At 63.4% G+C, this 15,023-nt stretch carries 13 protein-coding genes and 1 pseudogene; all 14 read left to right on the forward strand.

Annotation, left to right across the window (positions count from 1 at the left end):
* Nucleotides 1-5 precede the first annotated feature (5 nt).
* Nucleotides 6-866, forward strand: coding sequence for an NAD(P)H-hydrate dehydratase (locus tag CWR53_RS02140; protein WP_100850689.1), 861 nt, complete (start codon nucleotides 6-8; stop codon nucleotides 864-866).
* Entirely contained in the window at nucleotides 854-1,336 is a 483-nt protein-coding gene (gene tsaE / locus CWR53_RS02145) for a tRNA (adenosine(37)-N6)-threonylcarbamoyltransferase complex ATPase subunit type 1 TsaE (protein WP_058605813.1), read from the forward strand. Before CWR53_RS02140 ends, tsaE begins: the two co-directional genes overlap by 13 nt.
* Before the next feature lie 2 nt (nucleotides 1,337-1,338).
* Nucleotides 1,339-2,769: an N-acetylmuramoyl-L-alanine amidase gene (locus CWR53_RS02150; protein ID WP_058605814.1), complete on the forward strand. Its 1,431-nt coding sequence runs from the start codon at nucleotides 1,339-1,341 to the stop codon at nucleotides 2,767-2,769.
* Complete coding sequence (gene mutL / locus CWR53_RS02155) at nucleotides 2,766-4,655, forward strand: DNA mismatch repair endonuclease MutL (protein ID WP_078477908.1); 1,890 nt, start codon at nucleotides 2,766-2,768, stop codon at nucleotides 4,653-4,655. The genes CWR53_RS02150 and mutL overlap by 4 nt, the downstream gene beginning before the upstream one ends.
* A gap of 1 nt (nucleotide 4,656) precedes the next feature.
* Entirely contained in the window at nucleotides 4,657-5,628 is a 972-nt protein-coding gene (miaA, locus tag CWR53_RS02160; protein ID WP_058605816.1) for a tRNA (adenosine(37)-N6)-dimethylallyltransferase MiaA, read from the forward strand.
* Between the two features lie 94 nt (nucleotides 5,629-5,722).
* Entirely contained in the window at nucleotides 5,723-5,983 is a 261-nt protein-coding gene (gene hfq, locus CWR53_RS02165) for an RNA chaperone Hfq (protein ID WP_015272006.1), read from the forward strand.
* Nucleotides 5,984-5,995: 12 nt separating this feature from the next.
* The gene (gene hflX / locus CWR53_RS02170; protein WP_058605817.1) at nucleotides 5,996-7,297 is read left to right on the forward strand and encodes a ribosome rescue GTPase HflX; all 1,302 of its coding nucleotides are present in this window, start codon (nucleotides 5,996-5,998) and stop codon (nucleotides 7,295-7,297) included.
* A 96-nt stretch (nucleotides 7,298-7,393) separates the two neighbouring features.
* Complete coding sequence (gene hflK / locus CWR53_RS02175; RefSeq protein ID WP_058605818.1) at nucleotides 7,394-8,572, forward strand: FtsH protease activity modulator HflK; 1,179 nt, start codon at nucleotides 7,394-7,396, stop codon at nucleotides 8,570-8,572.
* Nucleotides 8,572-9,441 carry a protease modulator HflC gene (gene hflC, locus CWR53_RS02180; RefSeq protein WP_058605819.1) on the forward strand — a complete coding sequence of 290 codons (870 nt, stop codon included), beginning with the start codon at nucleotides 8,572-8,574 and terminating at the stop codon, nucleotides 9,439-9,441. Before hflK ends, hflC begins: the two co-directional genes overlap by 1 nt.
* A gap of 287 nt (nucleotides 9,442-9,728) precedes the next feature.
* Nucleotides 9,729-10,916, forward strand: coding sequence for an ATP phosphoribosyltransferase regulatory subunit (locus CWR53_RS02185; protein WP_023532898.1), 1,188 nt, complete (start codon nucleotides 9,729-9,731; stop codon nucleotides 10,914-10,916).
* A gap of 56 nt (nucleotides 10,917-10,972) precedes the next feature.
* Complete coding sequence (locus CWR53_RS02190) at nucleotides 10,973-12,265, forward strand: adenylosuccinate synthase (RefSeq protein ID WP_023533002.1); 1,293 nt, start codon at nucleotides 10,973-10,975, stop codon at nucleotides 12,263-12,265.
* A 1,003-nt stretch (nucleotides 12,266-13,268) separates the two neighbouring features.
* Nucleotides 13,269-13,481 (forward strand): annotated as a pseudogene (locus CWR53_RS23395) (methyl-accepting chemotaxis protein); the annotation flags it as partial.
* A gap of 201 nt (nucleotides 13,482-13,682) precedes the next feature.
* On the forward strand, nucleotides 13,683-14,387 hold the full coding sequence (locus CWR53_RS23400) for a methyl-accepting chemotaxis protein (RefSeq protein ID WP_375335479.1): 705 nt from the start codon (nucleotides 13,683-13,685) through the stop codon (nucleotides 14,385-14,387).
* Nucleotides 14,388-14,503: 116 nt separating this feature from the next.
* Nucleotides 14,504-14,971: a DUF2867 domain-containing protein gene (locus CWR53_RS02200; protein WP_100850691.1), complete on the forward strand. Its 468-nt coding sequence runs from the start codon at nucleotides 14,504-14,506 to the stop codon at nucleotides 14,969-14,971.
* Nucleotides 14,972-15,023: the final 52 nt, after the last annotated feature.

A 15,023-nucleotide genomic window follows, 5' to 3' on the forward strand; every position in this document is an offset into this window, starting at 1 on the left:
ACCCCATGCAACAGACCAGTAACCCCGTACACGCCCCCACAGTGCTGAGCAGCCTGACCGTTGCTCGCCTGCCGCCACGCCCTGCTCAGGCCCATAAAGGTGACTTCGGCCATGTGCTGGTGGTCGGCGGCGACCTTGGCACCGGCGGCTCCGCCCTGCTCAGCGCCGAGGCCGCGTTGCGCTGCGGCGCAGGGCTGGTGAGCGTGGCCACGCGGCCGGAGCACGTGGCCGCCGGGCTGACCCGCATGCCCGAAACCATGTGCCTGGGCGTGCAGTCGGCCAACCAGTTGATGACCGTGCTGAGCCGCGCTTCTGTGGCGGTCGTGGGGCCTGGCCTGGGGCAGGCGGCATGGGGGCGCAGCCTGCTGTCCGCCGTGGCCAACGCCGAGGGCGCGCAGGTCTGGGATGCTGATGCCCTGAACCTGCTGGCAGCCACGCCCCTTGCGCTGCCCAGTGGCAGTATCCTGACCCCGCACCCAGGCGAAGCTGCACGGCTGCTGGGCATTTCCACCGAAGCGGTGCAGGCGGACCGCCCGGGTGCAGCGCGCAAGCTGGCACGCCGCCACAACAGTGTGTGCGTGCTCAAAGGCGCAGGTACCTTGGTCGCCGATCCCGAAGGGCGGTTGGCGCGCTGCGACCGTGGCCATCCAGCCATGGCGGGCGCAGGCCTTGGCGATGTGCTCAGCGGTGTGTGCGGCGCGCTGCTGGCCCAGGGGTTTGGCGCCTGGGATGCCGCAGGCCTGGGCGTCTGGCTGCATGCCTGTGCTGGCGAGCGCCTGGGTAGCGGCGGCCGGGGGTTGGCAGCCAGTGATCTGATACCTGTGATTCGTGCGTTGTTGGAGGAGCATTCAGCGTGTCTGGCTTAAACCTGTTTCTGGCCGATGAAGCGGCCATGGTTGCCTTTGGCGGCCAACTGGCCGGTGTGACCGGTGGGCGCGGGATCATCTTCCTGGAAGGCGACCTCGGCGCTGGCAAGACAACCCTGTCTCGCGGCCTTATTCGTGGGTTGGGCCATACGGGTGCAGTGAAAAGCCCTACATTTACCGTGGTAGAACCCTACGAGATTGGTGATGTCCGAGCTTTTCACTTCGACCTCTATCGGCTGGTCGATCCGGAGGAGCTTGAGTTCATGGGTATTCGTGACTATTTCGAGGGTGATCCGCTGTGCCTGTTCGAGTGGCCACAAAAGGGTGCGGGCGTTTTGCCAAAGCCTGACCTGACCATTACCATAAGCCCCCAGGCGAGCGGACGCTCGCTTGTACTTTCGCCGCAGGGGGCTCGCGGCGACGCCTGGTGCGTGGCACTGGCCGAATACTATAAACAGCAAGCGGGGTAGGTATGCGCATACGCGCACTGGTCGCCATCGTTGGGCTTTTGCTGACAACGGTGACCGTTGAGGCTCTGGCCGTCACTCAAGTCAAGAGCGTGCGCCTGTGGCGTGCGCCGGACAACACCCGGCTGGTCTTCGACCTGTCTGGCCCTGTGCAGCACAGTGTCTTCACATTGAGCGCACCCGATCGGCTGGTCATCGACATTAACGGCGCAACCCTTGGCGCACCCTTGAAGGTGGCGACGTCCAATACGCCGATCAGCAGCGTGCGCTCGGCCCAGCGCACGCCGACCGACCTGCGGGTGGTCGTGGACCTGAAGAAGTCGGTCACGCCCAAGAGCTTCACCCTGGCGCCTAACGCGCAATACGGCAATCGCCTGGTGGTCGACCTGTACGATCAGGAGGCGGACGCCATTGCCGCCAGTGCCCCACCGCCTGCGCCGCCACCGGTGCAAACGCCAGCCACCACGCCAGCGGTGCCCGTCACACCAACCCAGCCAGCCATCAAGCTGCCACCGGTGCCCAGTGGCAAGCGCGATATCGTGGTGGCCATCGATGCCGGCCACGGTGGCGAGGATCCAGGCGCTTCGGGCTCGAGCGGGCAGCATGAAAAAGACATCGTCCTGCAGATCGCCCGCGAACTGCAGCGCCAGATCAACAGCGAGAAGGGCTTTCGCGCCGAACTGACGCGCACCGGCGACTACTTCATCCCGTTGCGCAAACGCACCGAGATCGCCCGCAAGAAAGGCGCCGACCTGTTCATCTCCATCCACGCCGATGCCGCCCCGTCGCGCGCTGCCTTCGGCGCCTCGGTGTTCGCCTTGTCCGACCGCGGTGCCACCTCCGAGACCGCACGCTGGCTGGCCGATACGGAAAACCGCTCTGACCTGATCGGCGGTGCCGGCAATGTCAGCCTCGATGACAAGGACCGCATGCTGGCCGGGGTGCTGCTCGACCTGTCGATGACGGCCACGCTCAGTTCCAGTCTCAACGTCGGTCAGAAGGTGCTGGGCAACATGGGGCGTATCACCTCACTGCACAAGCAGCGCGTGGAACAGGCCGGCTTCATGGTGCTCAAGTCCCCGGACATTCCCTCGATCCTGGTAGAGACCGGCTTCATCTCGAACAATGCGGAAGCCGCCAAGCTGGCTACACGCAGCCACCAGCAGGCATTGGCCCGCTCCATTCACACCGGGGTTCGCCAGTACTTCCAGCAGAACCCACCGCCAGGCACTTACGTGGCGTGGCTGCGCGACAGCGGCAAGATCGCCCAGGGCCCGCGTGAACATACGGTGCGGCCCGGCGAGACCCTGGCCATGCTTGCGGTTCGCTATCAGGTCAGTGTCACCAGCCTGCGCAGCACCAATAGCCTAAAGACCGATGAGCTGAAGGTCGGCCAGCGCCTGGACATTCCTGCCACCACGTTGGCTTCACAATGAGCGGCGGCTCACGTATCCAGCTGCTCAGCCCGCGGCTGGCCAACCAGATTGCGGCTGGAGAGGTGGTGGAACGGCCGGCATCGGTTGCCAAGGAGCTGTTGGAAAACAGCCTCGACTCCGGTGCTCGCCGAATCGACGTCGACGTCGAGCAGGGTGGCATCAAGCTGCTGAAGGTGCGCGACGATGGCAGCGGCATCTCTGCCGACGACCTGCCGCTGGCGCTGGAGCGCCATGCCACCAGCAAGATCCGCGAGCTCGAAGACCTTGAAGGCGTCCTGAGCCTGGGGTTTCGCGGTGAAGCCCTGGCGTCGATCAGCTCGGTCGCCCGGCTGACCCTGACCTCGCGCACGGCCAACGCCAGCGAGGCCTGGCAGGTGGAAACCGAAGGGCGCGAGATGACCGCGCGGGTGCAGCCTGCTGCGCACCCAGTCGGCACGTCCGTGGAAGTGCGCGACCTGTTTTTCAACACGCCGGCGCGGCGCAAGTTTCTCAAGGCCGAGAAAACTGAATTCGACCACTTGCAGGAAGTGATCCGGCGCCTGGCACTGGCCCGGTTCGACGTGGCCTTCCATCTGCGGCACAACGGCAAGAGCATTCTGAGCTTGCACGAGGCACGCGAGGAAGCCGACCGTGCCCGGCGGGTGGGCGCCATTTGCGGTCCGGGTTTCATGGAGCAGGCCCTGCCCATCGACGTGGAGCGCAACGGCCTGCGCCTGTGGGGGTGGGTCGGGTTGCCGACCTATTCGCGCAGCCAGGCAGACTTGCAGTACTTCTTCGTGAACGGGCGCGCGGTGCGCGACAAGCTGGTGGCCCATGCCGTACGCCAGGCTTACCGGGACGTGCTGTTCAACGGTCGTCACCCCACCTTCGTCCTGTTTCTTGAGCTTGAGCCCAATGGCGTGGACGTCAATGTTCACCCGACCAAGCACGAAGTGCGCTTCCGTGAAGGACGCAGCGTCCACGACTTTCTGTACGGCACCTTGCACCGTGCCCTGGCCGATGTGCGTCCCGAAGACCAGTTGGCTGCCCCGGCTGCCCTGCCTGAGGCGACCCGCCCGACGGGGCAACAGGCAGGCGAGTTCGGGCCCCAGGGCGAAATGCGCCTGGCTGCGGCCGTGCTCGAGCAACCGCGTGCTGCGCCGTCTCCCGTTGCCGGCAGTGGCAGTGGCGCGGGTTACCAGTATCAATACACACCCAGGCCGTCGCCGCCATTGCCGGCTGCCGAGGCCCAGGCGGTCTATCGCGAGTTCTACAAGCCCTTGAGCGAAGGCGCCGCCGCGCTGCCGGAAAGCCAGGGCGACATCCCCCCGCTTGGCTTCGCGTTGGCCCAGCTCAAGGGCATCTACATCCTGGCCGAGAACGCCGCAGGCCTGGTGCTCGTCGACATGCATGCCGCCCATGAACGGATCATGTACGAGCGGCTGAAGGTGGCCATGGCCAGCGAGGGTCTTAGCGGTCAGCCATTGCTGGTGCCCGAAACGCTCGCCCTGAGCCAGCGCGAGGCCGATTGCGCCGAAGAACACGCCGCCTGGTTCCAGCGCCTGGGCTTCGAGTTGCAGCGCCTTGGCCCGGAAACCCTGGCGATTCGCCAGATTCCTGCGTTGCTCAAGCAGGCTGAAGCCAACCGCCTGGTACAGGATGTGCTGGCGGACCTCATGGAGTACGGCACCAGCGACCGTATCCAGGCACACCTGAACGAATTGCTCGGCACCATGGCCTGTCACGGTGCCGTGCGTGCCAATCGGCGCCTGGCGATCCCGGAAATGAACGCCTTGCTGCGCGACATGGAAAACACCGAGCGCAGCGGCCAGTGCAACCATGGCCGTCCCACATGGACCCAGATGGGCCTGGATGATCTGGACAAACTATTCCTGCGCGGTCGATGAAATGAGTGGCAAGCCCCCTGCAATATTTCTGATGGGCCCGACGGCATCGGGCAAGACCGACCTCGCCATCGAGCTGAGCAAGGTTTTGCCCTGCGAGCTGGTGAGCGTCGATTCCGCCCTGGTCTATCGGGGCATGGACATCGGTTCGGCAAAGCCCTCCAAGGCTGTGCTGGCTGCCCATCCGCACCACCTGATCGACATCCGCGACCCGGCCGACGCTTACTCGGCGGCGCAGTTTCGTGCCGACGCCTTGCGCGTGATGGCCCAGATCACCGCCCGCGGCAACATCCCATTGCTGGTGGGCGGAACCATGCTCTATTACAAGGCGTTGACCGAGGGGCTGGCCGACATGCCGGCGGCCGATGCCCAGGTCAGGGCCGAGCTCGAGGCCCTGGCCGAGGCCGAGGGCCTGGAGGCGCTGCACCAGCAATTGGCTGAGGTCGATCCAGAGTCGGCCGCGCGCATCCATCCCAACGATCCGCAACGGTTGATCCGGGCGCTGGAGGTGTACCGGGTCAGCGGGCAAAGCATGACGGCCCATCGACAGCGTCAATTGGCTGAAAGTAGCGGTACAGACGCAAGCGCCTGCGGTCATTTGCCCTATACTGTCGCCAGTCTTGCGATTGCGCCTACAGATCGTCACATTCTGCATCAGCGAATTGCGTTACGATTTTCACAGATGTTGGAACAGGGCTTTGTCGACGAGGTCCGATTGCTGCGAGCCAGAAGTGACTTGCACGCCGGGCTGCCGTCTATACGGGCAGTGGGCTATCGGCAGGTCTGGGATTACCTGGACGGCCAGCTTACTGAGAATGAGATGCGTGAACGCGGTATCATCGCGACCAGGCAGCTGGCCAAGCGGCAATTCACCTGGCTGCGTGGCTGGCCAGACGTGCATTGGCTCGACAGCCTGGCCTGCGACAATCTGTCCCGCACCTTGAAATACCTTGGGGCCGTCTCCATATTGAGCTGAGTCCCTGCTGATTGCCGTCTATCCTTGTGAAAGCCGGCCTTACTTATCGTTTTTTCAGATTTTCCAATTATTTATCCTTACAGGAGTGCGGCATATGTCAAAAGGGCATTCGCTACAAGACCCTTACCTGAATACCTTGAGAAAAGAAAAGGTTCCGGTTTCGATCTACCTGGTAAACGGTATCAAGCTGCAAGGCTCGATTGAGTCGTTCGACCAGTTCGTGGTACTGCTGAAGAACACCGTCAGCCAGATGGTCTACAAGCACGCCATTTCCACTGTTGTACCTGCCCGCCCGGTTCGTCTGCCAAGCCCGTCCGATTCCGATCACGGCGACAGCGAGCCAGGCAACGCCTGATAGGAGCCTGCATTGTTCTTTGAGCGCCACGGTGGTGGTGAACGCGCGTTGCTCGTTCACTTGGAAGGTCAGAACCCTGAGGCGCGCGAAGACCCGCAGGAGTTTCAGGAACTCGCGTTGTCGGCCGGTGCCGACATCGTCTCGCTGGTAACGGTCTCGAGGCATCAGCCCTCGGCCAAGTACCTGATTGGCAGTGGCAAGGTCGAGGAATTGCACGACCGTGTCCATGCCGAGCAGGTAGACCTGGTGATTTTCAATCACACCCTCACGCCCAGTCAGGAGCGCAACCTCGAACGCGTGTTCGAGTGCCGTGTGCTCGACAGGACCGGGCTGATTCTGGATATCTTCGCCCAACGGGCGCGTACCCACGAAGGCAAGCTGCAGGTCGAACTGGCCCAGCTTGAGCACATGAGTACGCGGCTGGTACGCGGTTGGACCCACCTTGAGCGACAAAAAGGGGGTATCGGCCTGCGGGGGCCGGGTGAAACCCAGCTCGAAACCGACCGTCGCCTGCTGCGCGTACGCATCCGGCAGATCAAGTCCCGCCTCGAGAAAGTGCGCAGCCAGCGTGAACAGGCGCGTCGCGGGCGCAAGCGCGCGGACATTCCGTCGGTCTCGCTGGTGGGCTACACCAACGCCGGCAAGTCCACGTTGTTCAACGCCCTGACCCAGTCCGAGGTGTACGCCGCCGACCAGTTGTTCGCCACCCTCGACCCGACGCTGCGTCGGCTTGAGCTCAACGACCTGGGGCCTATCGTGCTGGCCGATACCGTGGGCTTCATTCGCCACCTGCCGCACAAGCTGGTCGAGGCGTTTCGGGCTACGCTCGAGGAGTCGAGCAACTCCGACCTGCTGCTGCACGTGATCGATGCCCATGAGCCTGAGCGCATGGAGCAAATCGAGCAGGTGCTGGCCGTATTGGGCGAGATTGGCGCCGAAGGCTTGCCGATCCTCGAGGTGTATAACAAACTCGACCTGCTCGAAGAGGTCGAGCCGCAGATCCAGCGCAATGCCGACGGCAAGCCTGAGCGGGTCTGGGTTTCGGCACGTGACGGGCGTGGCCTGGAGTTGGTTGGCCAGGCGATTGCCGAGCTGCTGGGTGATGATCTGTTTGTCGGCACTTTGTGCCTGGAGCAACGTTTTGCCCGCCTGCGCGCGCAATTCTTTGACCTGGGCGCGGTGCAGAGTGAAGCGCATGATGAAGAAGGGCGCAGCCTGCTGAGCGTGCGTCTGCCCAGGGTAGAACTCAATCGCCTGGTCAGCCGTGAAGGCATGGAGCCGCAAGTGTTTGTCGAGCAACACACTTTGCAATAAATGCCCTACGAGGTCGTCGGGCAGCAGTGACAGGCATTCTGTAGCATTGGACGGCGCGCCGTGGGCGCGTCTTTGCTTTATCAGATGGAGAGCGCTATGGCTTGGAACGAGCCGGGTGGCAACTCGAACAATCAGGATCCCTGGGGCGGCCGCCGCGGTGGCGGTGGTGGCGGCGACAAAAAAGGTCCGCCGGATCTGGACGAGGCCTTCCGCAAACTGCAGGACAGCCTCAACGGCATGTTCGGTGGTGGCAAGAAACGGGGTGGCGGTGACCGCAATGTCGGCAAAGGCGGCGGCCTCGGGCTGCTGGCCATCGGCCTGGCAGTGCTGGCGGCCATCTGGCTGTACAGCGCCGTGTATGTCGTCGACGAGCAGGAGCAGGCCGTTGTGCTGCGCTTCGGCAAGTACTATGAGACGGTCGGTCCCGGCCTGAATATCTACTTCCCGCCGATCGATCGCAAGTACATGGAAAACGTCACGCGCGAGCGGGCCTACACCAAGCAGGGCCAGATGCTGACCGAAGACGAGAACATCGTCGAGGTACCGCTGACCGTCCAGTACAAGATCAGCAACCTGCAGGACTTCGTGCTCAACGTCGACCAGCCTGAGGTCAGCCTGCAGCATGCGACCGACAGCGCCCTGCGTCACGTGGTGGGCTCTACGTCCATGGACCAGGTATTGACCGAAGGTCGTGAACAGATGGCCGTGGACATCCGCGAACGTCTGCAGCGTTTCCTCGACAACTACCGCACCGGCATTACCGTTACCCAGGTCAACGTGCAGAGCGCGGCAGCCCCGCGTGAAGTGCAGGAAGCCTTCGATGACGTGATCCGGGCGCGCGAAGACGAGCAGCGTGCCCGCAACCAGGCCGAGTCCTACGCCAATGGCGTGGTGCCCGAAGCCCGTGGTCAGGCCCAGCGCATCATCGAAGACGCCAACGGCTACCGCGATGAAGTCATTGCCCGCGCCAAGGGTGAGGCCGACCGCTTCACCAAGCTGGTCACTGAGTACCGCAAGGCACCTGATGTGACCCGCGAGCGCCTGTACCTGGAAACCATGCAGGCGGTGTACAGCAATTCGAGCAAGGTCATGGTGGCAACCAAGGACGGGCAGAACAACCTGCTCTACCTGCCACTGGACAAGATGGTCGAAGGCAGCCGCAACCCGTCCGCACCTGCGAGCGGTGTATCGTCGGCCAACGACGCTGCCGCCGCGCGCTCGGCGCAGGACACGCAACAGCAACAGCAGCCGCTGCGCACTAGGGAGAGCCGCTGATGAGCAACCGATCGCTGATCGCCCTGATCGCCGCCGTGGTTCTGGCCATCGTGGCCTGGAACAGCTTCTACATCGTGGCCCAGACCGAGCGTGCGGTACTGCTGCGCTTCGGTAAGGTCGTCCAGGCCGATGTCCAGCCAGGGCTGCACGTGAAAGTGCCGTATGTGAACCAGGTGCGCAAGTTCGACGCCCGCCTGATGACCCTCGACGCCCCTACCCAGCGGTTCCTGACCCTGGAGAAGAAAGCGGTGATGGTCGACGCCTATGCCAAATGGCGCGTCAAGGATGCCGAGCGCTTCTACACGGCCACTTCCGGCATGAAGCAGATCGCTGATGAGCGTCTGTCCCGTCGTCTGGAAAGCGGCCTGCGTGACCAGTTCGGTAAGCGCACCCTGCACGAAGTGGTGTCCGGTGAGCGTGACGCGTTGATGGCCGACATCACCGCTTCGCTGAACCGCATGGCCAACAAGGAGCTGGGTATCGAGGTCATCGACGTCCGCGTCAAGGCCATCGACCTGCCCAAGGAAGTCAACCGCAGTGTGTTCGATCGCATGAGCACCGAGCGTGAGCGCGAGGCGCGCGAGCACCGGGCCAAGGGTAATGAGCTGGCCGAAGGTATTCGTGCCGACGCCGATCGCCAGCGCCGTGTGCTGCTGGCCGAGGCCTATCGCGAATCTGAACAGACCCGCGGTGAGGGTGATGCCCAGGCGGCGGCTATCTACGCCAAGGCCTACACGCAGGACGCTGATTTCTACGCGTTCTACCGTAGCTTGCAAGCCTACCGCGAGAGCTTCTCCAGCAAGAGCGACGTGCTGGTCCTGGATCCGAAGAACGAGTTCTTCCGCTTCATGGACAAGAGCAAGCCCTGAGCCGAATTCGGGCAGGCGCCCCGCCTGGCAGCTAAAACGCCAGGCAGGGTGCATCCCGAATCAAAAGGGGTGTATGATGAGTCAGCCGGGAAATTTCCCGGCTTTTTTGCGTCTGCAAGGTTGATCGGCTTGGTGTCGGTTCGCCTTTGACACGTTCGCAAGGCAATTCGAGGGTATCGGGTACGGTGGCTGCGCTGGGATCAGTGCTGCCCGTTGCTGTGCGCGATACCTGCTTTACTGACGGCCGGCTTGCTGGCGGCCGCCCGGACCAGAGGGGAAAAGGCGTAATGGCAACGGTAGACCGCTGGCTGCTGCCAGATGGCATCGAGGAAGTACTGCCACCTGAGGCTGCGCGCATCGAGATCGCGCGTCGCCAGGTGTTGGACCTGTTCCAGAGTTGGGGTTACGAACTGGTCGTCACCCCGCATATCGAGTACCTGGAATCGCTGCTTACCGGCGCTGGCCAGGACCTGGATCAGCGTACCTTCAAGGTAGTGGACCCGCAGTCCGGCCGCCTGATGGGCTTTCGTGCCGACTTCACGCCGCAGGTCGCGCGCATCGACGCCCATACCCTGCGCCGTGAAGGCCCAAGCCGGTTGTGTTACGCCGGCAGTGTGCTGCATGCCCAGCCGCGTGCTTTGTCTACCTCGCGCAGCCCTATCCAGCTGGGTGCCGAACTGTACGGTGATGCCAGCCCCACCAGCGATGTGGAGGTCATCAGCCTGATGCTCGCCACACTGCAGTTGGCCGATGTGCCTGATGTCCACATGGACCTGGGCCATGTGGGCATCTACCGTGGCCTGGCTCGGGCCGCCGGCCTGTCGGGCGCGGTCGAGCAGCAGCTGTTCGACGCCCTGCAGCGCAAGGCGGTCGACGAAGTGCAGGCGCTGACGGCCGACTTGCCAAAGGATGTGGGCAACATGCTGCGAGCCCTGGTCGAGCTGTGCGGCGGCAGGGAAGTTCTGGCCGAGGCCCGCGTACGCCTGGGTCGTGCACCTGCAAGCGTGCTGGCGGCCCTGGACGATTTGCTGGCCATCGCCGACCGGTTGGCCGCTCGTTACCCGCAGTTGCCGTTGTACTTCGACCTGGGCGAACTGCGCGGTTACAACTACCACACGGGCGTGGTGTTTGCGGTGTTCGTGCCAGGTGAAGGGCAGTCGATTGCCCAGGGCGGACGCTATGACGACATCGGCGCTGACTTTGGCCGGGCGCGCCCGGCTACCGGTTTCTCCACGGATTTGAAGACCCTGGTCACACTGGGGCGAGCGGAGGTCGTACTGCCCACGGGCGGCATCTGGATGCCGGACAGTGGCGATGCGGCCCTATGGCAGCATGTCTGCCAGTTGCGCAACGAGGGCCAGCGTGTGGTCCAGGCCCTGCCTGGTCAGCCGCTGAGTGCTGCCCTTGAAGCGGATTGTGATCGTCAATTGATTCAGCAAGACGGGCGCTGGCAGGTTCTGCCGCTGGCCCAGTGAGTTTCTGCGTCGGCAACAGGCCGGCAACCAAGTTTGCGTGAATGAGGACCAATGTAATGGGTAAGAATGTCGTCGTCCTGGGCACCCAGTGGGGTGATGAGGGCAAAGGCAAGATCGTCGATCTGCTGACCGAACATGCTGCCGCCGTCGTGCGCTACCAGGGTGGCCACAACGCGGGTCACACCCTGGTGATCAACGGTGAAAAGACCGTTCTGCACCTGATTCCATCCGGCATCCTGCGTGAAGGCGTGCAATGCCTGATCGGCAACGGTGTGGTCGTTGCACCCGATGCGCTGATGCGCGAGATCACCAAGCTGGAAGAGAAGGGCGTACCGGTTCGCGAGCGCCTGCGCATTTCCCCGGCTGCGCCGCTGATCCTGTCGTACCACGTCGCGCTGGACCAGGCCCGTGAAAAAGCCCGTGGCGAAGCCAAGATCGGCACCACCGGCCGTGGTATCGGCCCAGCGTACGAAGACAAGGTCGCCCGCCGTGGCCTGCGCGTGGGCGATCTGTTCCACCGCGAGCGTTTTGCCGCCAAGCTGGGCGAGCTGCTGGACTACCACAACTTCCAGCTGGTCAATTACTACAAAGAGCCTGCCATCGACTTCCAGCAGACGCTGGACGAGTGCATGGCTTATGCCGAACAGCTCAAGCCGATGATGCTCGACGTCACTGCCGAGCTGCACAACCTGCGTCGTGCCGGCAAGGACATCATGTTCGAAGGCGCGCAAGGCTCGCTGCTGGACATCGACCACGGTACCTACCCGTACGTCACCAGCTCCAACACCACCGCTGGCGGTATCTCGACCGGTTCCGGCGTGGGCCCGATGTACCTGGACTACATCCTGGGCATCACCAAGGCCTACACCACCCGCGTAGGTTCGGGCCCGTTCCCGACCGAGCTGTTCGATGACACGGGCGCCACCCTGGCCAAGCGTGGCCATGAGTTTGGCTCCACGACCGGGCGCGCCCGTCGTTGCGGCTGGTTCGATGCCGTCATCCTGCGCCGCGCCATCGACGTCAACAGCATCTCGGGCATCTGCCTGACCAAGCTCGACGTGCTGGACGGCCTGGAGACCATCAACATCTGCGTAGGTTACAAGGATGCCAATGGCGAAGTGATCGAAGCCCCGACCGATGCCGACAGCTACATCGGCCTGCAGCCTGTGTACGAAACACTGCCGGGCTGGAGCGAGTCGACCTTGGGTGCCAAGACTCTGGAAGCGCTGCCTGCCAATGCGCGTGCGTACATCACCCGTATCGAGGAACTGATCGGCGCGCCGATCGACATCATCTCCACCGGCCCGGACCGCAACGAGACCATTGTGCTGCGTCATCCGTTCGCCTGATCTGCCCTGCAGGCTGATCTGACGCCGTGGCCCTGAACAGGGGCCGCGGCGTTTTTCATTGTGGGTATGAAACGCGCATTGCTTGGACTTGGCGTGTATCCCCGCTGCTACCGGCATAACCCTTGCTGTAAGAAGTGTCTGTCGATGCCATCAAAGTAATGGCGCCAGAAAACACGAGGGTTTCACCGTGTCTGCCATCCTTTCGCTGTTACGAAGCCGCCTGTTGCGGCCTGTTTTTGTGGCCTTGGGTATCGCCCTTTTGGTGCAAGTGCTGGTGGCCGTTGCCCTGACACGAAGCACCGTTTCGGCCCTTGAGCGCGAACTGGCCGAACGCCTGGGGCATGACAGCCAGCAACTCACGACCGATCTGGAGCAAGCCGGCCAGGAGGTGCGCGCAGGCCTCGATGGCCTGTCTGCCAGCACGCGCCAACGCTTGAGTGCAGGTCTCTCGACACGCCTGCAGGCCGAGCAGCAGCAACTGCGCGAGACCCTCGAAGGCACGCTGAAGGAGTCCGCCAACGACATGGCAGAGTTGCTGGCCTCGGTGGCGCCGCGCGCCATCTGGGACAAGGATGTGCCGGTGCTATCGGATTTCGCCCGACGGGCGCAGCGCAATCCCAACGTTCTGTTCGTGATTTATGACGATGCAGAAGGCCAGCACCTGACCCGCTACCTGAACCGACAGAACCCGATCAACCAGGCATTGCTCGAGAAGGGCCAAGGGGAGCGAGCGCTGGACAAGGTGATCGAGGCCGCTCGCCGTGATCCTGCCGTGTACATGGTCGAAGCGTCGATCAACCCAAACGGGGCGGAAATCGGCAAGGTTCTGCTGGGCGTGTCAACCGCCGGTATCGATCAGCAACTGGCCGCGCTGGATCAGCGTTTCGCAGCCTTGATCACCAGCAGCGAGCAGCTGGTTGGCGACAGCCTGGTAGGGGCGGCTGCCGACAGTGGCAAGACCCTGCGTGAACGCCTTGAGGCTGCGCAAGGCAGCGCCGCGGCCATGCAGAACAATACAGCGCAAACCGTGCGCGATGCGGCGGCTGAATTGCGTTGGCGCATCGGCCTGGGCCTGGTGCTGGTAGGGTTGGGCGTGCTGTTGGTGGTGGCTGTGGTGCTGGGCCGGCGTGTAGTGAGCAAGTTGCGCCTGTTGATCGCGGCGCTCGATGACCTGGCGGCGGGCGAAGGCGACCTGACCAAGCGGGTACGGCTGGACAGCCGCGACGAGATTGGCGACATGGCCTCTGCAGTCAACCGCTTCGTCGACAAGCTGCAACCTATCGTGCGCGAAGCCGGTGACGTGGCCCAGCGCACCGGCGTGGAAATCGGCGCCATGGCCCAGCGCAACGCCGGCGCCGATGCCGCCGCTGCGTTGCAACGTGATGAAGTGGCGGCCAGCCTGAGCGACCTGTCGAGCATGGCTGAAGAAGCCCAGGCCGAGAGCTACGCCATGCAGGCCGCCTTGCAGCAAGTGGTGGACATCCGCCAGGCCACCGACGAAAACAGTCGAACCTCGACGCAACTGGCCGCGCTGATCGAAAACCTGGCTGGGCAGGTGGATACAGGCTCCCAGGTCATCGAGCGCCTGGCCAAGCAAAGCGAGCAGATCGAGGTGGTGCTGACAGTGATCCATGGCATTGCCGAGCAGACCAACCTGCTGGCCCTCAACGCTGCCATCGAAGCCGCCCGTGCCGGCGAGACGGGGCGTGGCTTTGCCGTGGTGGCCGATGAAGTCAGGGCGTTGGCGAGCAAGACGCAACGCTCCACCGGTGACATTCAGGCGCACATTGCCGCGCTGCAGGCAGGGGCCAAGGAGGCGGTAGCGACGATCAGCCAGGCGGGTGCAAAGGCCAGCGAAGGGCTGCTGGTGCTGCGTGACAACGAGCGTCGCCAGCAGTCGGTACAGGCTGCCGTCGAGCAGGTGCATGCGGCGATAGGCCTGGCCACCCGCGCCGCCGAACAGCAAGCCAACGGCGCGCAAGCGGTGCGCGGCAGGGTGCAGAACATACATACCCAGGCCGAGCGTTCAGCCGAAGTGGTGATGCAGACCACGGCAAGCAGCAAGGTACTGGACGATCTGGCGGCGCAGCTTCGGGCGAGTCTAGGCCAGTTCCGGGCTTGATCGGCTAATGCGTTCTGTGCGGGAACGGCTTCGTGTCGCGATGGGCTGCGCAAGGCCGATTCTGCATTGTAGAGTCTTGCTATGATGGCGACGACACGTGGCAAAGGAAGTTGTTCATGTCCGCCCAACTGGTCGCCGCTGCGGCTGTACTGGATTTTCTTCATAGCGATGGCGTGTGCGTCACCGCACCAATGACAGCCTTCCAGGCTTACTGCGCCATGGCTTCGGACGTTCCGGGCTGGCTAGCCGTGGCCTTTCGCCTACGCGATTTTGTCTCATGTCGGTTCAACGTTGCCACTATCCACGGGTTTTCATCGCGCAGCCCCGAGCGGGTTACGGCAGTGGGTGAGCTACTGGATTTCTTCACCGTCGAGGGAATCAGCGACCAGCAACTGGCCCTGACCTCGCGCGACACGCATCTGGCGGTGATGGTGAGCATAGATCTGGATGAAGCAGGGCAGAGGCGGCAACGCGTGAATGTGACCACCTCGGTGCAGTGCTTCAATCGTTTTGGCCGTCTCTATATGCTGCCCGTCGGTAATGCCCATGGGGCAGTTGTCCGTCGCATGTTACGCAACATCTGATGGCTGGATCGCCGGTAAGCCTGCTCCCGCAGGTACTGCACGGGCATGAAGG

Source organism: Pseudomonas sp. SGAir0191 (assembly GCF_002812565.2).
Classification (GTDB): domain Bacteria; phylum Pseudomonadota; class Gammaproteobacteria; order Pseudomonadales; family Pseudomonadaceae; genus Aquipseudomonas; species Aquipseudomonas parafulva_B.

Coding starts and splice junctions, on each gene's coding strand:
- CWR53_RS02140 (WP_100850689.1), top strand. CDS start 6: ATGCAACAGACCAGTAACCCCGTACACGCCCCCACAGTGCTGAGCAGC.
- CWR53_RS02150 (WP_058605814.1), top strand. CDS start 1,339: ATGCGCATACGCGCACTGGTCGCCATCGTTGGGCTTTTGCTGACAACG.
- mutL (WP_078477908.1), top strand. CDS start 2,766: ATGAGCGGCGGCTCACGTATCCAGCTGCTCAGCCCGCGGCTGGCCAAC.
- miaA (WP_058605816.1), top strand. CDS start 4,657: ATGAGTGGCAAGCCCCCTGCAATATTTCTGATGGGCCCGACGGCATCG.
- hfq (WP_015272006.1), top strand. CDS start 5,723: ATGTCAAAAGGGCATTCGCTACAAGACCCTTACCTGAATACCTTGAGA.
- hflK (WP_058605818.1), top strand. CDS start 7,394: ATGGCTTGGAACGAGCCGGGTGGCAACTCGAACAATCAGGATCCCTGG.
- hflC (WP_058605819.1), top strand. CDS start 8,572: ATGAGCAACCGATCGCTGATCGCCCTGATCGCCGCCGTGGTTCTGGCC.
- CWR53_RS02185 (WP_023532898.1), top strand. CDS start 9,729: ATGGCAACGGTAGACCGCTGGCTGCTGCCAGATGGCATCGAGGAAGTA.
- CWR53_RS02190 (WP_023533002.1), top strand. CDS start 10,973: ATGGGTAAGAATGTCGTCGTCCTGGGCACCCAGTGGGGTGATGAGGGC.
- CWR53_RS23400 (WP_375335479.1), top strand. CDS start 13,683: ATGGCTGAAGAAGCCCAGGCCGAGAGCTACGCCATGCAGGCCGCCTTG.
- CWR53_RS02200 (WP_100850691.1), top strand. CDS start 14,504: ATGTCCGCCCAACTGGTCGCCGCTGCGGCTGTACTGGATTTTCTTCAT.